We start from the raw sequence: 17,823 nt of genomic DNA, 5'->3' as shown, positions 1-17,823 counted from the left end.
AGCCGGCAGCGTCCTGCAGACGCAGAAGCCCCGATCGAGTCGCGACGGCCGGGGCTCTGCTGCGTGCAGCTACCGCCGCCACTCCGCACGGTAATCCGCATGGCCGGTGTAGACGCTGGCCGAGTCGAGAAGGTCCGGGCACGGCCACGCGCGGCCGTCGTGGTTACAGGCCAGAGTGCCCCAGTGCTCGCCCTCACACGTTGCGGCATGAGCAGGCGATGCCATGTCGTGCGGGCTGTGACGCAGCAGGATTCGCCGCTTGGCTTCGACCTCAGCAAGAACGCGAGCCGGGTCGAACCGGGTGATGTGCATCGCCGCTCTTCGGTTGGCGTACCGTCAGCGTCGAGGACGACCACTTGGCCCTGATCATCTTCTACGGTTCGCCAGTACCACCGCGAGCAAGAACAGGAAGAAGGGGAACGACCCTGACGGCATGCAGCCATCCATGCGGCTGCCGCGAACACGATGAGGCCCCAGGTGATGTGACCAGCACCGCAGCGACGCGCACGGTGGGCTCGCGCCGGCCGACGAGGACGGGACCGTTCTCGAACCGCCGTGGAACAGCTGCGAGCACAATGGCGGCTTCGATCATTGGGCGGACTGACAGCCTGCCACGATGGCCGATAGCGCCCGGCACCTGAGGCCCCGCCGCATCCCGCGAGGGCGGACGCAAGTTCGATGATCTGGGTTGCCCCGACCCCTCAACTCTTTTACGTGAACCCTGCAACCATACGCTTCGTTTACGTGTCATTCACACGTACACCACGAACCCTGGGGGGACCATGAGCCGCAGAACACTCGCCTGCACCGCCGCCGTCATCGCCATCCTCGCCGCCGGCACCGCCTGCCAGCCCACCAAGACGACCGGCAGCAGCGGCAGCACCGCCACCGCGACGGCCACCGCCACCACCAGCAGCAGCGACAGCACGACCGCCGCCCCGAAGGCTGTACCCAACTTCGTCGGCATGGGCCTCCAATCCGCCCAAGACACCGCCCAGTCCGCCGGGTTCTACACGCTGAAGTCGCACGACGCGCTCGGCCGCGGTCGGCACCAGATCCTCGACCGGGACTGGAAGGTTTGCTCCCAGAACGTGAAGGCGGGCAGCAGCGCGTCGACGGACACCGAGCTGGACTTCGGCGCGGTGAAGCTCGCCGAGACCTGCCCCGCCCACGACCAGGCGCCGCCGTCGGCCGCGGGCGGGACGATGCCGGACTTCCACGGCAAGAGCGTGAAGGTGGCCCGGGATGCGCTCGACTCGAGCACGTCGATCACGGTGAAGGACGTGTCCGGTCAGGACCGGATGGTGCTCGTCGAGTCGAACTGGCAGGTGTGCTCGCAGAAACCGGCGGCCGGCGCGAAGCTGGCCGGGCAGCCGGTGGAGTTGGATGCGGTGAAGTTCGGGGAGAACTGCCCGTAGCCGCCCGGACGTCCGTGCTCCGGGGTCAGCGCGCTGCCACTTGACGTGGCCAGAGGTGGGGTGAGGCGGCTGCCGGCGCTGGCGCGTCGGCGGGTGAAGGACAAACCGCTGCTGCCGCGCGAGGTGGACGACAAGCTCGTGCCGCCCGCCTGGCGCAAGGCCGTATACGCAAACCCGGCGCTGCCCGCGGGGCCATGGACCGGGACGCGTACGTGGTGTGCGTGTTGGAACAGCTGCACCGGGCCCTTCAGCACCGGGACGTGTTCGCCTCCCCGTCGCACCGGTGGTCCGACCCGCGCGCCCGTCTGCTGGACGGCAGGGAGTGGGGCGCCGTCTGTGAGGACGTCCTAGCGGGCCTCAGCTTGGACATTCCCGTCGAGGAGCACCTGGCCGGCCTCGTGAGCGCGTTGGACGCGGCCTGGAAGCTGATGGTCGAGCGACTGGAGGAGGCCGGGAAGGACGCGAAGGTCTCCATCGAGGTCCAGCCGAACGGGCGGACGAAGCTGAACGTGGACGCGCTCGGCGCGCTGGGCGAGCCGAAGTCGCTGCGGTGGCTTCGCCGACGGGTGGAGCGAATGCTGCCGAAGGTGGACCTGCCGGACCTGCTGTTCGAGGTGCACTCCTGGACCGGCTTCCTGAACGCCTTCGTGCACCTGGGCGACGGCACCACCCGCATGAAGGACCTGCACACGTCGGTGGTCGCGCTGCTGGTGTCGGAGGCGTGCAACATCGGCCTGACCCCGGTGGTCAATCCCGCCATCGAGGCCCTGACCCGCTCCCGGCTAGTCCACGTCGACCAGTACTACCTGCGCGCGGACACAATCGCCGCGGCGAACGCCGCGCTGATCGCCGCTCAGGCCGAGGTGCCCATCGTGAGGTACTGGGGCGATGGGCTGCTGGCGTCGGTGGACGGGCTGCGGTTCGTCTCCCCGTCCGCACGATCAACGCCGCGCCGTCGCCGAAGTACTTCGGCTTCAAGCGCGGCATCACCTGGCTGAACGCCGTTAACGACCAGGTCGCGGGCATCGGGCAGATGGTCGTGCCCGGCACGCCGCGCGACTCGCTGCACATCCTGGACGCGCTGCTGAACCTGGACGGCGGGGCCGGAGATGGTGGCGACCGACAACGCCTCGTATTCCGACATGGTGTTCGGCCTGTTCAAGATCCTCGGGTACAACTTCAGCCCGCGGTTCCGGGACCTGGACGACCAGCGGTTCTGGCGGGCCACCATGCCGGGGGTGGAGACGGGGACGTACGTGGTACTGGAGGACATCGCGCGGAACCGGGTGAGCCTGAACAAGGTGATCACGCACTGGCCGGACATGCTTGCGGGTGGCCGGCTCCCTGGTCACCAACCAGGTGAGGCCCTATGACCTGCTGCGGATGTTCGGCCGCGAGGGGCGGCCCACACCGCTGGGGCAGGCGTTCGCCGAGTACGGGCGGATCGCCAAGACCCTGCACCTGCTGGCCGTGGTCGACCCGGTGGACGACACCTACCGGCGGTAGATGAACCGGCAGCTGACCGTGCAGGAGTCCCGCCACAAGCTCGCCCGGGAGGTGTGCCACGGCAAGCGCGGCACCATCCACCAGGCGTACCGGGACGGCATGGAGGACCAGCTCGGCTCGCTCGGCCTGGTCCTGAACGCCGTGGTGCTGTGGACTACGAAGTACATCAACGCCGCCGTCGCCCAGCTGCGCGCCGAGGGCCACGACATCTGGGACGAAGACATCGCCCGGCTGTCCCCGCTCAAGCACAAGAACCTCAACGTGCTCGGCCGCTACAGCTTCACCGCAAGCGTGCCGACCGGCGGCCTGCGTCCGCTGCGCGACCCGGACGCGGCTGGGCCGGATGAGGATGACGACGAGGCGGAGGACTGACCGGCTGCTGGGCGGTGGCCCGTCAGTCACGTGGGGGAGGCCGTCTCAGCGGGGCGGGCGTATTGTCCGTATATGGGTGACGTGTGGTGTGGCTGGTGCGGGGCCCGGATGCAGGGGGAAGCGGTGGGTGGCCGCCGGTACTGCCGGCCGGCGCACCGGCAAGCAGCCTGGCGTGCACGCCGCCGCTGGAGTCAGGCGGCCACGGCCCGGGAAGGGATGGCCGAGGCCGGTGAGGAACTGATCTGTCAGGTACAAACCCTCGCCCAGCGGGCTCATGAGCTGCCGCCGCCGGGGCCGTGCACGCAGTGGCACAGCGCGGCAGTGGCACGCGTGTCGGACCTGGCCGGGCAGCTGGTCAGGGCGGCGGTGCGCGCGGACCGGCAGGCAGGGGCCAGCTGGGCGCAGATCGGTGCCGGTCTGGGCATCAGCGCCGAGGCGGCCCGCAGCCGCTTCGGGCGCACCCGTGGGAGCACTGCGCCGGCCGCTAGGACCGGGTGAACGCCATGCGGCAGCCTGCCGACCCCGGCCTCGAATCTGGTTTCGCTGCGGAGCGCCTGGATTCTGTTGTGGCCGACGTTGTGCGGGAGACCGGTGCGTCGGCTGCCCAGGTGTTTTTGCTGCAGCCCGGAGAGCAGGTGCTGCGGCTGGCGCTGCTGTCGGGTATCTCCTGGCGGATCGCCGCGCCATGGGCCCGCATTCCCGTAGATGCTCCGATCCCGGTGCTGGATGCGATGCGGCAGCGGCGTCTGGTGTGGCTGGGCAGCCAGGAGGAGCTGGCGCGCCGCTATCCCCGGCTCGGGATCGTGCTGCCGTACGACTTCATGCTCGCCGCGGCTCCTCTCACCAGCGGCGACACGGTGTGGGGCGGCATCGTGCTGCTGTGGCCCATCTGGCACCCGCCGCAGCTCAGCGAACACGAACGCCAGGCGGTCACCACCTGCTGCCGACGCGCGGCGGACCTCTTTGAGCAAGCCGCGCAGCGCGGCCGTCCGCTGAGATTTCCTGAGGAGCCTCGGGTTCTTGCCCCGCAGCTTGCAGAGGCCGACCCCGCCGAGGCCAGGGCCGCGCTCTGCTTCACCGAACGCCTTCCGGTGGGCTGCTGCGCCCTCGACCTCGAGGGCCGGCTCACCTTCATCAACGCCGCCGCTGCCAACCTGATGGAGGCCGGCGCCGCCCGTCTGGTGGGCAAACGCCCGTGGGAGGTGCTGCTGTGGCTGCACCACCCGCTCTTCGAGGAGGGCTACCGGGCAGCGTTGATCTCCCGTCAGCCCACGTCCTTCACCGCCGTGCGTCCCCCGGACACGCCGCTGCTCTTCCAGCTCTACCCCGACGGCAGCGGCATCAGCATCTTCATCACCCCCGCCGCACAGTCGGCCGCCACCGGCCCGGGACAGCAGCTGCGCTCTCCGGACGAACCGGTGAGCGCCGCGGGCCTGTATCTCCTGACCCACCTGGCGGCCGCTGTCACACAAGCTGCGGGCGTCCGTGACGTGGCCGAACGGGTCGCCGACCAGATCGTGCCCGCCTTCGGCCCCCAGCGCCTGATCCTGATGACCACGGAGGAAGGCCGACTGCACATCGTCGGTCACCGCGGCTACAGCACCGACTTCGTCCGCCGCTTCGACGGCACCTCCCTGACCTCCGTAACCGCCGTCGCGCATGTCCTGACCACCGGCGACGCCGCCTTCTTCCCCACCTTCGCCGACTTCCAGCGCGCCTATCCCGAGGGCCCCCGCTACGAGAAAACCAACGCCTGGGCCTTTCTGCCTCTGACCGTCTCCGGGCGTCCCATCGGCTCTCTCGTCCTCTCCTATGACCAGCCCCGCCCCTTCCCCCCCGGCAGAACGCGCCATCCTCACCTCCCTCGCCGGACTGATCGCCCAAGCCCTGGACCGCGCCCGCCTCTACGACACCAAACACACCCTCGCCCACACCCTGCAGACCGGCCTACTGCCGCACACCCTGCCCCGCATCCAGGGCCTGGACGTCACCGCCCGCTACCTCCCCGCCGGCCGCGGCATGGACATCGGCGGCGACTTCTACGACCTCATCCGCCGCGACGCCACCACCGCCACCGCGGCGATCGGCGATGTCCAGGGCCACGACCCCACCGCCGCCGCCCTCATGGGACAGGTCCGCACCGCCGTCCACGCCAACGCCACCGCCGGGATATCCCCCGGCAACGTCCTCGCCCGCACCAACCGCCTCCTGACCGACCTCGACCCAGGGCTGTTCACCAGCTGCCTGATCACCCACCTCGATGCGGCCCACCACCGCGCCCGGCTGGCCAACGCCGGACACCCCCCGCCCCTACTCGCCCATCCCGACGGACACGCCGAAGTCCTCCGCCTGCCGCCCGGGCTGCTCCTCGGCATCGACCCCGACGCCAACTACACCACCACCGAGATCCCCCTCCCACCGGGCACCGTCCTCGCCCTGTACACCGACGGACTCGTGGAAACCCCCGGCATCGACATCGACGACACCACCCACGACCTTGCCCAGGACCTCGCCCAAGCCCGGGCCCAGGACCTGGACCACCTCGCCGACACCCTCATCCACCACGCCACACGAGGCGCTCCCCGCCACGACGACATCGCCCTCCTGCTCATCCGCCCGAAACCCAACGGCGGCTGACAGCATCACCGCGGGCACCGCGTCTCTCACAAATGAACAGATGTGAGAGTTCTGCGAGAGCCCCGGAGGTGATCACGTTTTCCCCGGGTCGCCGGTCGCAAAAGCCCTCTCAAAACCCGCGTGTTGTGCGAGGCACTAAGGGCCCGCGCCGCCGAGGGCCCGGGCATCGGGCCGTTGTGCGCCTGAGCGATCAGCCAAGTCGCGCCTGGTGACGAGTGCCGGTGCGCCCGGACAGCTGACCGCGCCCTCTTGAGGCCAGCCGACCGAACGCCTTGTCACAGCATGAACACATCCCATTCCCGCAACGCCCGCTCGCGCGCATGATTCCTGCACGCACCATCGATCCCTGGGGGGACCATGACCAACGACCTGCCGCCGATGCCCGAAACCCCACCGCCCGCACCCACAGAACCTCCGTCCGTACCCACGCCGCCGACCCCGAGGAAGAGACGCATCAACACGCTCGGCGCTGGCATCATCGGCGTGATTGTCGGCGCAGGCCTGGTCGGCGGCGCCTGGCTTATCAGCGCCAACAGCGCCCCCGGCAAGCCCGCCACGTTCACGCTGAAAGGCAGCTTCGCCCTCACCGACTCGGTTTACAACGACCCCGACGACGACAGCTGCCGAGGCAGAACCAACAGCGGCTACGACGACATCGCGGAGGGCACCAGCGTCACGGTGTACGGCGCCAAGGGCGATGTCATCGCCACCGGCAGCCTCGGCAAATCCAAGTCGGATGAGATGGGCGTGACATGCACCTTCAAAATCGCCGTGCCCGACGTGCCCAAGGGGGAGAAATTCTACAAGGTTGAAGTCTCCCACCGCGGAACCGTACAGCTGAGCGCCAAGGAGGCCGAGAACGGGGAACTCGGCGCAAGTCTTGGGTAGCTGACTGGCACCAAGTAAGGCCAGCAGTGCGACTGATGGTCTCCGCCAGGTAACGCCCGGCATGACGAGGCCCCGCCGCGCCCCCGTCGCGGTGGGGCCCGCCTCCTCACCGACCACATCGTCGGCGGCCTCCTCGACCTCGAAGACGACATCGGCGTGCCGGATCAGGTCGGTGAGGCGTCAGCCCGCGCGGAAGCTGTCGCCCCGGATCTTTCCTGAACGGCATACTGCTCATGATGACGACGAACACCCAGAGGATTCTCGACCTCGCCGCGGCCGCACCGGCCAGCCACGGCGAGGAGCTATTGGTGCTCCTTCGCGAGGCGAGCGAGTTGTACCAGCAGGGTCTCGAGGGCCTGCGCCACACCGTGGCGTCTCGCTTCGCCGGGCTATCCACCCGGGCTCTCGTGGCGGCCGCGAACGCGTCTGGCATGCCCTGCGACGCATCCCAGGACCCCGACGAGCTGCTCCTGCTGCTCGCCCTGACCGAGTGGGAGATGACCCCAGCGGCCATGGCCTACACGGAGATGGCAGAAGACGCCGCCCGTCGTGGAGTCTGCCTCATCCCAGAGGAATGAAGCCAGAAGTGGGCATGGATAGCTCGACAGCTAGACACCCACCCAGAACATACGCCATTATATGCGTTGCGAGCCGGGCAGGCCGGCTCCTCGCGACGCGATGGGACGGTTCAGGTCGTGGCTGCCCGATCCACGCCGCACCTCGTCGAGGCTGCAGAGATCGCCGCAGAGCACGGGCTGACGCCCGCACGCATCAGCGCGCTATACCTCGAGCGGGAGACCAGCGGTTTCCCAGAGGTCGTCGGCCACCGCGGCCGCGCCCGCCAGTGGGACAAGAGCGACGTCGACAAGTGGTTCGCCCAACGGAAGCCGCCCCGTCTGCAGCAGCACAAGCCGCCGAAACTCGATCCCGACGAACTGCTCACCGGAGCCCAGGCCTCCAGGTTCCTCGGCTACAAGAACCCTCAGCAGGTCAACACTTATGTGCGGGACCACCCCGGCTACTTTCCCGATCCCGACGTCGTCGAGGAACTGGGCACTACGGAGAGGCCCTACCGCCGGCCGAAGTGGCGGGTGCAGACGCTCCTGGACTGGAAAGACACCCGCCCGGGCAGCGGAAAGCGCAGCATCGAACGCGCAGCACCCGCCCTGCCGGACGTACCCGTCGATGGTGACCCAGATGAGCTGCTGGGCGCATCGCAGGCAGCGTCCCTGCTCGGATTCAAAAGCCTGAACTCCTTCAGCAGCAGTCTGGGCCAGGGCAACCTGCCCCTGCTGAAGACTGTGGACGCCATTTCCGAGAAGGGCGGGCGCCGCCGGTGGACCCGCCGGCGCATCCTTGAGCAAGCCGCGCAGCGCAAAGCCAAGTGACATAACCGGCAGGTGGCCGTTCGGCCCACCGCCCCCCATAGACGCGGCATCCAGTTATGGGTTGTTGATCCCCTGCGGACCGGATGTCGCACGATGGCCGGCATGGCGTGGCTCGCCACCACGCCCCGCAGCAGCCCCGGCTCCTGCGGACCGGCCATCGCCGCACTTCCGGTGATACCGCCCTCCGCGCACGCCAGCCGACCTTGCCGAGGCTGGTCAGCGGACCTCAAAGCAAGCCTGTCCCTGCGCGCGGGCGGGGCTGGTGGTCGGGGTCATGAACCCCGACCACGGCCCCGACCACGAGGCTGTTTCGCGTTCGTGACCATGGTCGGGGCTTCGTGGTCGGGGGTTGGGTAGGGGACCACGGGTTTCCTCAAAGAATGCCCATGACCAGCCCCACACCGAGCACTCCGGCCACCAGCTTGGCCCCCAGCCCTGCCGAACCGCTGCGTCACCAGGTCCTGGCCGCACTCGCCCAGCACCGCATCGCTACCACCAGCCAGTTGCGCCGCATGCTGCGGCCGGACGGCACGCGGCAGCTGCTGTCCCGAGTCCTGAACAAGCTGCGCTCCGACGGCTTCGTCGACTACACGGTGCTACCGGATGCAAGCCGGTCACGTACCAACGCCTGGTACCTCACGCAGGAAGGCTCGCGCCTGACCCGGGACCTGCCTGTCCTGCGGGGGCGGCCGCCCTACCCCATCACCTCGACCACGGCAGCGTCGCTGAAGACCCCGCACACGCTCACCGTCGTACGCACCCACCTCGCCTTCGCCGCAGACGCCCGCCGGCTCGGGCACGAGCACGGCCCCTGGGACTGGACCCCTGAGGTATCCCACTCCATCGGCGACGGCGAGCGGATCGTGGCCGACGCCGTGATGTACTACACGGTCATCGAGAGCGAACACCGGCGAAAGCTGCGTGCCTTCGTGGAAGTCGATCGCAGCACCATGAGCAGTGAGCGGCTGGCCGTGAAGCTGATCGAGTACGCCCGCCTGTTCCAGTACGAGGCCCAGCCCGTCGGCCGGCACAGGCAGGCCGCCGCGGGTCCTGCCTGGCTGCGCTGGTATCCGGTCTTTCCCCGTGTGCTCTTCGTGCTCACCGGTGCCTCCCGGGCCAGGCTGGAGAATCGGATGAGCGATCTGCAAGCGATGGTGGCTCAGCATCCGCTCGTAGCGGCCCTCGCCCGGGAAGTCCGACTGGGAGCCGCTGTACTCGAAGACCTTGAGCAATACGGTCCCGACCAGTCCGTATGGGTTCCTCTGACCGGCGGGAAGCCTCGCCCGTGGACGGAGTTGTGAGTCTCCTGCACGAGCGATAGCTGGGGAGCCGAGCTGCTCGGCTACGGCAGCACGGCCTCCTTCTCCAGCGCCCTCCACTAGGACGTTTCCTCCGGATCAGTGACGGGAGTATAGGCGGTTGGCGAGCCGATACCCGGTGGGGATGGGGCCGTACGTGTTCGAGCGAGGCGTACGATGCCTGCCGTGGATGCCTCACACGACAACTTGCGGTGCGGGCTCTGTGGGCAGGTTATGGATGCCCAGCACGAGCAGAACCACGAGGAACCGGTGGTCAGCGCTGGCAGGAGCATGGAGTACGTCGTTATCGAACTGCGTGGAGCAACTGCTCATTGTCAAGCCGTCGATGAGCCGTCTCGAATGTTCAAGACCGGGGCCGACGTGCTGGCGGAGCAATTGGGGATTGCCCTGCCCAATCTTCTTGGCTGCCACTACACGTGCTGGGAGACGCCTGGGGAATACGGTGTCTTCCGGCGTGCCTTCGAACTGGTCTGACCTGTGACAGTGCGCCGGACCGTTTCAATTGGATCATCTGATCGTTGACCGATGCGTGTCGTTGAGTGACGCCCAGTGGGCAAGGATCGAGCCGTTGCTGCCGGACCGGACTCCGAGGCGGGGTGGGCGGTGGCGGGATCACCGGCAGTTGATCGACGCGATCGCGTTCAAGTACCGCACCGGCACACCCTGGATGGACCTGCCCAAGCACTTCGGGTCGTGGAAGGGCGTCCACAACCGGCTGCGGAAGTGGGCCGCCGACGGCACCTGGGAGCGCGTGTTCACCGCTCTGCTGGCCCAGGCCGACGCCGAAGGCGATCTCGCCTGGGTCGTCGCGGTCGACTCCACCGTCGTCCGGGCTCATCAGCACGCCGCCGGGGCCCGTCAAAAGGGGCCCCAGCCGGCGAGCCGGACCATCATGCCCTCGGACGGTCCCGCGGCGGTCTGACCACGAAGATCCACCTCGCCGCGGACAGCCGCTGCCGTCCGCTCGCTTTCGTCCTCACGCCCGGGCAGGCAGGGGACGCCCCCGCCTTCGACCAGGTCATGGCCCGCCTGCGAGTGCCGCGGCCGGTCGGCCGACCCAGGACCACTCCGGAAATGGTCCTGGCCGATAAGGCGTACTCGTCCCGGGCGATCCGCGGTCATCTGCGACGGCGTGGGATCCGGGCAGTGATCCCGCAGCCCGCCGACCAGGCCGCGAACCGCAAACGGCTTGGCCGCCTCGGCGGCCGTCCGCCGGCCTTCGACCGCGAGGCATACAAGCAACGCAACACAGTCGAGCGGTGCATCAACAGGCTCAAGCAGTGGCGCGGTCTGGCCACCCGCTACGACAAGACCGCCACGATCTACCTCGCCGGACTCCACATCGCCGCCATCTTCATCTGGTCCGCGCGGTGATCCGAAAGAAACTGCCTAGGGGCGCATCCCCGAACTGCCCGAGCCGGACGCCTTGGTGAAGGAGAAAGGCAGCCGTGGCCCGGGCCGCAAGAAGTGGCGTCGGGCGACCGTCGTCGCTGTCGCCCGCAAGCGCGGTGTACTGCCGGCCGCCGAGCAGGACAACGACGCGGACCTGGTCGGCGCCGCGGAAGCGGCCCGGATCCTCGGATACAGCAACGCCGACAGCTTCATCAGCGCACTCGGGCACGGCCTCCTGCCCGACCTCGAGCAGCCCGACGGTTACGGGTACCGGCGCGGCAGCGCCGGCCGTCCGCGTCAGCAGCGCTGGAAACGCTCCCGCCTCAAGGAACTGGCCGCCCGCCGGTCCTCGACGTCCTGACTGCAGCGCGCACAACCGCGCGCCAGGCGGGATACCGTAAGACCGCGGCCTCTGGTTGAAGGGATTGACGAACTCCCGGGCGGGCCAGACGCCGCACGGTGGCCAGTATGGAGAGGCCAGCCACCTCTCCGCCGCGGAGCCGCACGGCTTCGCGGAACCGGCCATCGCCGCTGGCACACGACCGCCACGTTCCCAAACTGCCTGCGGTCCGCCTCGCCTGCCGCCCGCGGCCCAGATCACAACGAAAAGCGTCGTCGTGCACGAAACGCGCCATGCGACCCGCGCGACCACGTGCGGGTGGGGAGCGCCCGTAGGGAATCTCACCCGAGACCGGACCTGGCCCCTACGCTGGCAGTGACAAAGGTGCTAGGAGGGGCAAAGCCGTGATGTCTCAAGATGCATCCCCGGACCCGTTCGCTGACCCGTTGGTGTTCGGCCAACGCCTGCAGATCCTGCGCACGCGCAGGGGTATCACCCGAGAACAGCTCGGTGGGCTGGTTGGTAAGTCCGGTTCATGGGTCAAGGGCGTCGAGACCGGTCGCTTGGGGACACCCAAGCTCGACATGATCCTGCGCATCGCCGAAGTGCTGCGCGTGAGGGATCTGGCGGATCTCACCGGCAGCCAGTCCATGCACACGCACCTGTTCACCGGCCCCGGCCACCCACGGCTTCCCGCTGTGAAGGCTGCGGTCGACGCCTTTCCGGTGACCACGCAGCGCGCGGCGCCGCCGGCCGCGCACCTTCGGGCACGTCTTGCACGGGCCTGGTCGGCGCGACACTCGGCGTCGAACCACCGCGAGGTGATCGGAGCACTTCTGCCGGGCCTGATCGGCGATGCGCAGCTGGCCGTGCGGCAGGCCGAGACCGGCGCGGACCGTAGAGCTGCGCAAGCCGTGCTCGCCGAGGTCTATTCGCTGACCCAGTTCTTCGTGGCCTACCAGCCCGATGCTGCCTTGTTGTGGCGGGTGGCGGAGCGCGGGCTGGTCGCTGCGCAGGAGTCGGAGGACGCGCACGCGATCGGTGTTGCCGCCTGGCTGGCGGGCCAGGCGCACCGGGATGCGGGGCCAGGGCACTTTGAGGCTGCGGACGCGGTGAACCTCGAAACGCTTGCCTATCTTGAACCGCTCCTGCCCGATGCTTCCCACGAGGTTCTCGCGATCACCGGTGCGCTGACCTTCGAGGCCGGATACACAGCGGCCCGGCGCGGTGAGACCGGCACGGCGTGGCGGTACTGGGACCAGGCTCGTGAGATGGCAGCCCGGCTACCTGAGGGCTACTACCACCCTGTCACCTCCTTCTCCCGGGCCATTATGGGCGCGCACGCCGTCACGGTGGCTGTGGAGCTCCACCAGGGCGGCGAGTCCGTGCGCCAGGCCGCTGCGGCGGATGCTGCCACGATCCCGTCCAGGCCGCGCCGAGCCCGACATCGCATCGAGGAGGCTCGCGGCTACCACCTCGACGGACAACCGGACGCCGCGCTCGCCACGTTGAACCAAGCGCACGAGGCAGCTCCCGAGACAATCAAGTACAACGGCTACGCGAAGCGAATCGTCCTCGAAGAAGCCGAGTCGAAGAACCCGGCCCGGCGCCGACGGGCATCCGAACTTGCGGTAAGGCTAGGCCTCTTGGCTGCATGACGGTCAGGGGCACAATCTGTGCCCCTACCCTCCCATCGCCGCTTCTACGGTCGAAGACCACAAGACCCCGGCGACCGCTCACGACGGTCCCGGGGCGTGGCCAACGCTGCAAGGAGCGTCGACATGACGAACGGTACCGCCCGCCCCCTGGAGCGCCCGGCACGCGCCACAATGGTGCTCCGCGTCTACACCGTCACACGCGAAGGCATCGTGGCGCCGCCGCGCGCCACGGTGACCGTGCCCCACGGTTTCAAGCCCGCACGCGAGTTACTGAACACCCAACTGCCGCCCTGCGCATGCCCCCTGCACCGCACGGCAGGTGCTGCCCGATGAACGCCATCCCGGGTGCGCAGGCTGGAACATTGCCGGTGGACGTGGAGATGATGCGGGAGAGCACCAGCCGACTGATCGGGCCGGACACCGCATCGCTGGAAGGCGAGAAGTTGGCCTGGCTGACCAGCCTGATGCGCGGCCACATCCAGTTGATCATCCCGGAGATCGAACAAGCGGCCGGAAAGCTGCCGGAAGATGACGTGCCCCGGTACTGCGCGCTCGCCTGCATCGGCGAGGCCCGCGCGAAACTGCGGACCACAGCCGACGCCGGGCCGCACAGGGCTGCGGCCCACGCCCGGAAACTGGCCCGCTCCCTCATGGCCTTGTGTGACCACTACGAGGCGCTGACCGGCGTGGCGATGTGCCTGGTGTGCGACAAGCCGATCAGAGACGGCGAGGACTCGGTGCCGTACAGCCAGGTCAGTTCCTCCGGTGGTGCCGCCTGCGCGGGCCGCATCCACGCGCAGTGTTCCCGCATCGGACGCCGTCGCCGCCGCTGACGAGCGCTCCTGAGCCCCCCGGGCCACCGCGGACAGCAGATGGCCGCGGGACACCTGCCGGCTCGGGGCATGACACCTACCCAAGCCGGCCCCGTGGGTGGACGAACCGCATCAGGCACTTAAACGCCTCCAGCGGCGTCACAGCGACTGCCGCCCACTCCCACCCGTAACCGCATACCGATGGAAGATCAGCCGATGACCGCCCACCCCACCAGCCCTCCAAGCCCCATCATGAGCCGACTCGTGCCCTACATCACCAGCCGCGAAGGCGAACACCCCGACTTGCTGTTATCGCTGCGCGGCACACACGGCCCCGACGGGCGCCTGCAACTCGGCTACTGGGACGAACTGCGCGAGGACCGCGACCTGCGCGGCGTGCTATGGGGCCGCTGCTCCCAAACCATCGGCGCCGACGGCCTGCCCACCGGTCGGCCGCAGTGGCGCATGGTCCACCCCTCCCGGCAACGCGAATGCATGGAGCAGCTGCGCTGCCAGGTCTGTGCCCAGAGCGCTCGCAGCCGCCACGGGATCATCTTCCTCGCCGGACCGGGTGAGGTGCAGCCCGAGCAGGCGGTGGTGCGCACTACGCAGCCCCCGGTCTGCCTCAAGCACGCCTGCCTGGCCGCGGAGCAGTGTCCCCATCTGGACGGCCGGCCGACCGTGTTCCTGGTGCAGAGCGCCCCGCTGTACGGAGTGATCGGCACCCCCTACCAGTACGGCAACGGAGGGCTCCAGGCGCTGCCCGCCACCGACGAGGCGCTGCCCTACGGACATCCGGGACTGCGCTGGTACCTCGCCTCGCAGATGGTCCGCAGGCTCCGCGCCTACACCGTCATCACCCTGGACGACCTCCCCGACCCCTGACCCCGCAACTGTCCAAGTCCCCGTCCCTTGCCCGAGTGTTCCCCCGACGCAAAGGCCGGACGGGTCCCCACCCTGGTGCCGGGTCGCCCCACCCCTCCCCTACACGGCCCGGCGCCAGGCCCAACCACCAGGCGCCCGTCCGACGCCTGCACCCATCAAGTCCCTCGTACCACAGGGTTTTTCGAACAATTTCTCCATGCCGACCGCTGTGCCTGCCGTATCGCCGAGGTTGCCGGGGGTGGGCTGTGGTCCTCGGCGGCACCGCTCCCGGCACGGTGCAGCGTCCGCCGCGGCGCGCCCTGCAACGGTCCGCGCTCAGTCGGCCACCGACTCAAGGGAGCGTCTCCCCAGCCACACTGGCCCCATGCGTATCTGCAACCGCCGGCACGCCGTGTGCCCCCGACTGGGACTCCCTAGCCCGGCACACCGACCTGCATGGCCCTCTGCGCCAGGTGGGTCGCCACAAGCCGCGAAGGCCGCCCGATCAGTCAGCCTGGGTCTGGCTCGCTTCGAGCAGCTGCTTGAGGCGGGCCAGATCCTTGGTGTTCGCCCGGCGCATCGCGGCGGCCATCATCGGCGCCGCGACCTTCGCAAAGCCGGCGGGTTCGCCGCGGTTGCGCAGGGTCATCCGAGTGTGTGTCGCATCGACGGGCTCCCAGGTGTAGGTGGTCTCCATCGGAAACGGGCCCTGCGCGGTCCGCATCACCATCCGGTCGGGGCCGTATTCGACGACCTCGTAGGTGTAGGTGAGGGTGCGTCCGAGGAAGTTCGCCACGAAATCCAGCTGCGAGCCGACAACGAGTGGTGGCTCGGTACGCCAGCGAACGGAGGCGATGTTCACGTACCACTCGGGCGCCTTGTCGGGGTCGCCAGCGTAAGCGGCCACCTCGGCGCGCGGACGGGCGATCACGGTCTCGGTCAGCACGTCGACGGCCACGGTCTTCTCCTGAACTCGTGCCAACTTCACATGGTGACGGATCGTTCGCTCCTGTCGGGGCGACGCGCCGCGGCGATGCCGTGCAAGCCAGGTGGGGGGCATCCACGGCGCCGCTGGCCCTGCATGGCGGCCACGCAGGGCGGAGATGTTATGGGATCCCGTAAGTGTCACCTTGGCCACGCGCCGCGCTGACCGGAACCGTGTGGCCGAGCGCCACCAGCCGGTGTAGCGCCACGACCAGCAGTCGCGGTTTCGAAGTCCCGTTCGCCCGTGATCGCAATCGCGGGCGTTCTTGCTGTTCAACGCCTCTCCAGACCAGGGCGATCACCTCCGGGTCCCGCACGGTACCGGACCCGGTACCGGGCACTCGCCTCGGCGAGCATGCGCAACCACTCACGGGCGCCGATGCCATGGTCACCGGGGTCGAAACTTCCTCCCGTCACGGCCAGCTAGACGGCCCTGACCACCTCGCACGGCACGTCCGACTCCAGCAGGAGCCGGACATCCCTGCCGAGCTGGTGGTCCTCCTCCTCGCGGGCCGTCTCCGCGGCCAGTTCCAGTACGGCCGAAGGGTCCGGGCGGGACCCCTTCGCGGAGCACAGTTTCCCGCTGAGTCCGCTGAGGCCGAAGTCCCCTTCGTACTCGACGTAGTACACCTCGCGGTGCCTGGTCATGCTGCCTCCCCGGTACACGGGCGCCCCCTGTTCGAGGGGCGCCCGTGTCTTCACTGATCTTCAGGGTCTTCTGCCGGCGTCCGCTATCTCTTCGGAAGCGGGAAGGACGTGTAGACGACGAACTTGGTCGGCTTGTGCTGCTTGCCCACGTACTTCAGCAGGATCCGTACCTTGGTGCCGGCCGCCTCACCGGCTCGGGGGCCGCCTCTCGTGAACACTCGGCCCGGGGAGGCCGGGTCGTTGCGAAGGTCCCAATCGGCAAGGCGTCCGTCTTGGGGTTGAAGATGTAGCCGGGCTTCCCCTGTTTCCTCGCCTCCCTGTCCTTCCAGTCCTTCAGCTTCTGGGCGTTGTTACCCGACGACTCCCACTCCCGCATCGCCTGCTCGACTGCCTTCTCGGCGGTGGCCTCATCGGTCCACACACCCACGATTCCCGGGCCGCTGGCGCTCTGGGCCCTGTTCCACGCCTGTTGATCGGGCACGTCGACGTGCTTCTCGATGGTGTGGGCCCCGAACTTGCCCTCGTCCACCCGCACACTGGTGCAGTTGTGTACGAGGACGTCCGTGGACCCCTCGCCCCGCGAGTGGACGAAGAAGGTGTGCAGGCCGCCGACAGTGAGGTCGTACACCGTCCGCGGGGCCAGACCGAGCCGAGCGCAGACGACGCCAGGGCCCTGCTGGAGGACACGCTCGACCACTGGATGGGGGTGAGGCGACCGTTCTGGACATGCCAAGGGTGAGTTCCATAGCGACGCCGCTGCAGGTAAGCAGCCTGCCGCAATGCAGACGCCTCCACAGTCCTGATGGCGGCCGGGCCCGGGGCGCGTGGCGAACCCTTCTCCGAAGGGGGGTTGCCGAGAATCTGCGCCTCACGTGGGCTGCCCCCACCGACCCGAGGGAGGAAAGCCGGACGGCGTTTCTCCCCCGGGGATTGGTCCCGGGGGAGAAACGCCGTCCGTGTCGCTATGGCTGCTCGACCAGGTATTCCACTTCTGACACCAGGAACTCTCCGTAGTGCATCGCCGACCCCAGCACGCGTAGTCGCGCGTACTGCTCCTGGGAGAGCTTCGCGCCAACCCGGTGCCCGGTCTCGGAGATTGCTCTCAGCAGCAGTCGGAACGCCAAGTCGGGCGTGCAACCGGTGGCGCACCGGACCAGGGCGTGCCGGATGCCGTCCGGCAGGATTCGGGCCTGGTCGATCTCGGCCAGGACCGCGTCCAGGATGTCGGCACCGTGCTCGGTGTCGGCGCCGGTGAGCACCGCGACGACGTGTCTGACGGCCAGCCAGGCATCACACAGGTGGACGATGGTCTCCATCCATGCGGATCCCGAGGTGAAGCCCCTGCGCGGGTCGGAGAACGTTCCTTCCGGATTTGTCGCGGCCTGCCACAGTGTTTCGATCGTCGCTGTGTCGAGGTTGTCGAGCAGCGACTGCGCGTCCCGACGGATGGCCAGGACCGCTTCCGGCTCGAGATCCGGATCCAGGTGGTACCGGACGGCCTCATCGCCGGTGGCCCCGTTGTGCGTCCAGTCCGCGTGGAACATGGTGGTCAGCCACGTCAGGCCGAAGTCGGCGTCGTCGAACCGCTTCATTCGCA

16 protein-coding genes and 4 pseudogenes are annotated in these 17,823 nt (G+C 68.8%); 15 read left to right on the top strand and 5 right to left on the bottom strand.

Annotated features, from left to right (window positions below; all coding sequences use genetic code 11):
* Window positions 1–69 precede the first annotated feature (69 nt).
* A pseudogene (locus ABZ876_RS37640) lies at window positions 70–315 on the bottom strand (DUF6221 family protein); the annotation flags it as partial.
* 467 nt (window positions 316–782) lie between these two features.
* On the opposite strand from ABZ876_RS37640, the gene ABZ876_RS37635 reads away from it, so the two are divergent.
* The 15 genes and pseudogenes from ABZ876_RS37635 to ABZ876_RS37565 all read left to right on the top strand — a co-directional run bounded on the left by ABZ876_RS37635 (window position 783) and on the right by ABZ876_RS37565 (window position 14,615).
* Window positions 783–1,418, top strand: coding sequence for a PASTA domain-containing protein (locus ABZ876_RS37635; RefSeq protein WP_361790428.1), 636 nt, complete (start codon window positions 783–785; stop codon window positions 1,416–1,418).
* A gap of 84 nt (window positions 1,419–1,502) precedes the next feature.
* Window positions 1,503–3,296 (top strand): annotated as a pseudogene (locus tag ABZ876_RS37630) (Tn3 family transposase); the annotation flags it as partial.
* A 503-nt stretch (window positions 3,297–3,799) separates the two neighbouring features.
* A pseudogene (locus ABZ876_RS37625) lies at window positions 3,800–4,534 on the top strand (PAS domain-containing protein); the annotation flags it as partial.
* A gap of 574 nt (window positions 4,535–5,108) precedes the next feature.
* Window positions 5,109–5,933, top strand: coding sequence for a PP2C family protein-serine/threonine phosphatase (locus tag ABZ876_RS37620; RefSeq protein WP_361790426.1), 825 nt, complete (start codon window positions 5,109–5,111; stop codon window positions 5,931–5,933).
* A 357-nt stretch (window positions 5,934–6,290) separates the two neighbouring features.
* Complete coding sequence (locus tag ABZ876_RS37615) at window positions 6,291–6,821, top strand: hypothetical protein (protein ID WP_361790424.1); 531 nt, start codon at window positions 6,291–6,293, stop codon at window positions 6,819–6,821.
* 236 nt (window positions 6,822–7,057) lie between these two features.
* Complete coding sequence (locus ABZ876_RS37610; protein ID WP_361790421.1) at window positions 7,058–7,399, top strand: hypothetical protein; 342 nt, start codon at window positions 7,058–7,060, stop codon at window positions 7,397–7,399.
* 117 nt (window positions 7,400–7,516) lie between these two features.
* Complete coding sequence (locus tag ABZ876_RS37605) at window positions 7,517–8,209, top strand: hypothetical protein (protein ID WP_361790418.1); 693 nt, start codon at window positions 7,517–7,519, stop codon at window positions 8,207–8,209.
* 386 nt (window positions 8,210–8,595) lie between these two features.
* Window positions 8,596–9,510, top strand: a complete 915-nt coding sequence (locus tag ABZ876_RS37600; RefSeq protein WP_361790415.1) for a replication-relaxation family protein — start codon at window positions 8,596–8,598, stop codon at window positions 9,508–9,510.
* A gap of 183 nt (window positions 9,511–9,693) precedes the next feature.
* On the top strand, window positions 9,694–10,002 hold the full coding sequence (locus ABZ876_RS37595) for a hypothetical protein (protein WP_361790412.1): 309 nt from the start codon (window positions 9,694–9,696) through the stop codon (window positions 10,000–10,002).
* Window positions 10,003–10,057: 55 nt separating this feature from the next.
* Window positions 10,058–10,902 (top strand): annotated as a pseudogene (locus ABZ876_RS37590) (IS5 family transposase).
* A gap of 52 nt (window positions 10,903–10,954) precedes the next feature.
* Entirely contained in the window at window positions 10,955–11,281 is a 327-nt protein-coding gene (locus ABZ876_RS37585) for a hypothetical protein (protein WP_361790409.1), read from the top strand.
* Between the two features lie 386 nt (window positions 11,282–11,667).
* On the top strand, window positions 11,668–12,918 hold the full coding sequence (locus ABZ876_RS37580) for a helix-turn-helix transcriptional regulator (protein WP_361790475.1): 1,251 nt from the start codon (window positions 11,668–11,670) through the stop codon (window positions 12,916–12,918).
* A gap of 123 nt (window positions 12,919–13,041) precedes the next feature.
* Entirely contained in the window at window positions 13,042–13,251 is a 210-nt protein-coding gene (locus ABZ876_RS37575) for a hypothetical protein (RefSeq protein ID WP_361790406.1), read from the top strand.
* Window positions 13,248–13,751 (top strand): DUF6415 family natural product biosynthesis protein, encoded by a 504-nt coding sequence (locus tag ABZ876_RS37570; RefSeq protein WP_361790403.1) that lies wholly within the window; start codon window positions 13,248–13,250, stop codon window positions 13,749–13,751. Before ABZ876_RS37575 ends, ABZ876_RS37570 begins: the two co-directional genes overlap by 4 nt.
* 231 nt (window positions 13,752–13,982) lie before the next feature.
* Window positions 13,983–14,615, top strand: coding sequence for a hypothetical protein (locus tag ABZ876_RS37565; protein WP_361790400.1), 633 nt, complete (start codon window positions 13,983–13,985; stop codon window positions 14,613–14,615).
* 484 nt (window positions 14,616–15,099) lie between these two features.
* Here the strand turns inward: ABZ876_RS37565 and ABZ876_RS37560 are convergent, their stop codons facing one another.
* From ABZ876_RS37560 to ABZ876_RS37545, 4 genes are all read right to left on the bottom strand, one after another.
* Entirely contained in the window at window positions 15,100–15,552 is a 453-nt protein-coding gene (locus ABZ876_RS37560; RefSeq protein ID WP_361790397.1) for an SRPBCC family protein, read from the bottom strand.
* A 449-nt stretch (window positions 15,553–16,001) separates the two neighbouring features.
* Window positions 16,002–16,226, bottom strand: a complete 225-nt coding sequence (locus ABZ876_RS37555) for a hypothetical protein (protein ID WP_361790394.1) — start codon at window positions 16,224–16,226, stop codon at window positions 16,002–16,004.
* 154 nt (window positions 16,227–16,380) lie between these two features.
* Window positions 16,381–16,923 carry an RNase A-like domain-containing protein gene (locus tag ABZ876_RS37550; protein ID WP_361790391.1) on the bottom strand — a complete coding sequence of 181 codons (543 nt, stop codon included), beginning with the start codon at window positions 16,921–16,923 and terminating at the stop codon, window positions 16,381–16,383.
* A gap of 265 nt (window positions 16,924–17,188) precedes the next feature.
* Window positions 17,189–17,818, bottom strand: coding sequence for a hypothetical protein (locus tag ABZ876_RS37545; protein WP_361790388.1), 630 nt, complete (start codon window positions 17,816–17,818; stop codon window positions 17,189–17,191).
* Between the last annotated feature and the right edge of the window lie 5 nt (window positions 17,819–17,823).

This window comes from Streptomyces sp. NPDC046931 (assembly GCF_040644655.1).
GTDB lineage: Bacteria > Actinomycetota > Actinomycetes > Streptomycetales > Streptomycetaceae > Streptomyces.
This window is presented reverse-complemented; position numbering and strand designations above follow the sequence as displayed.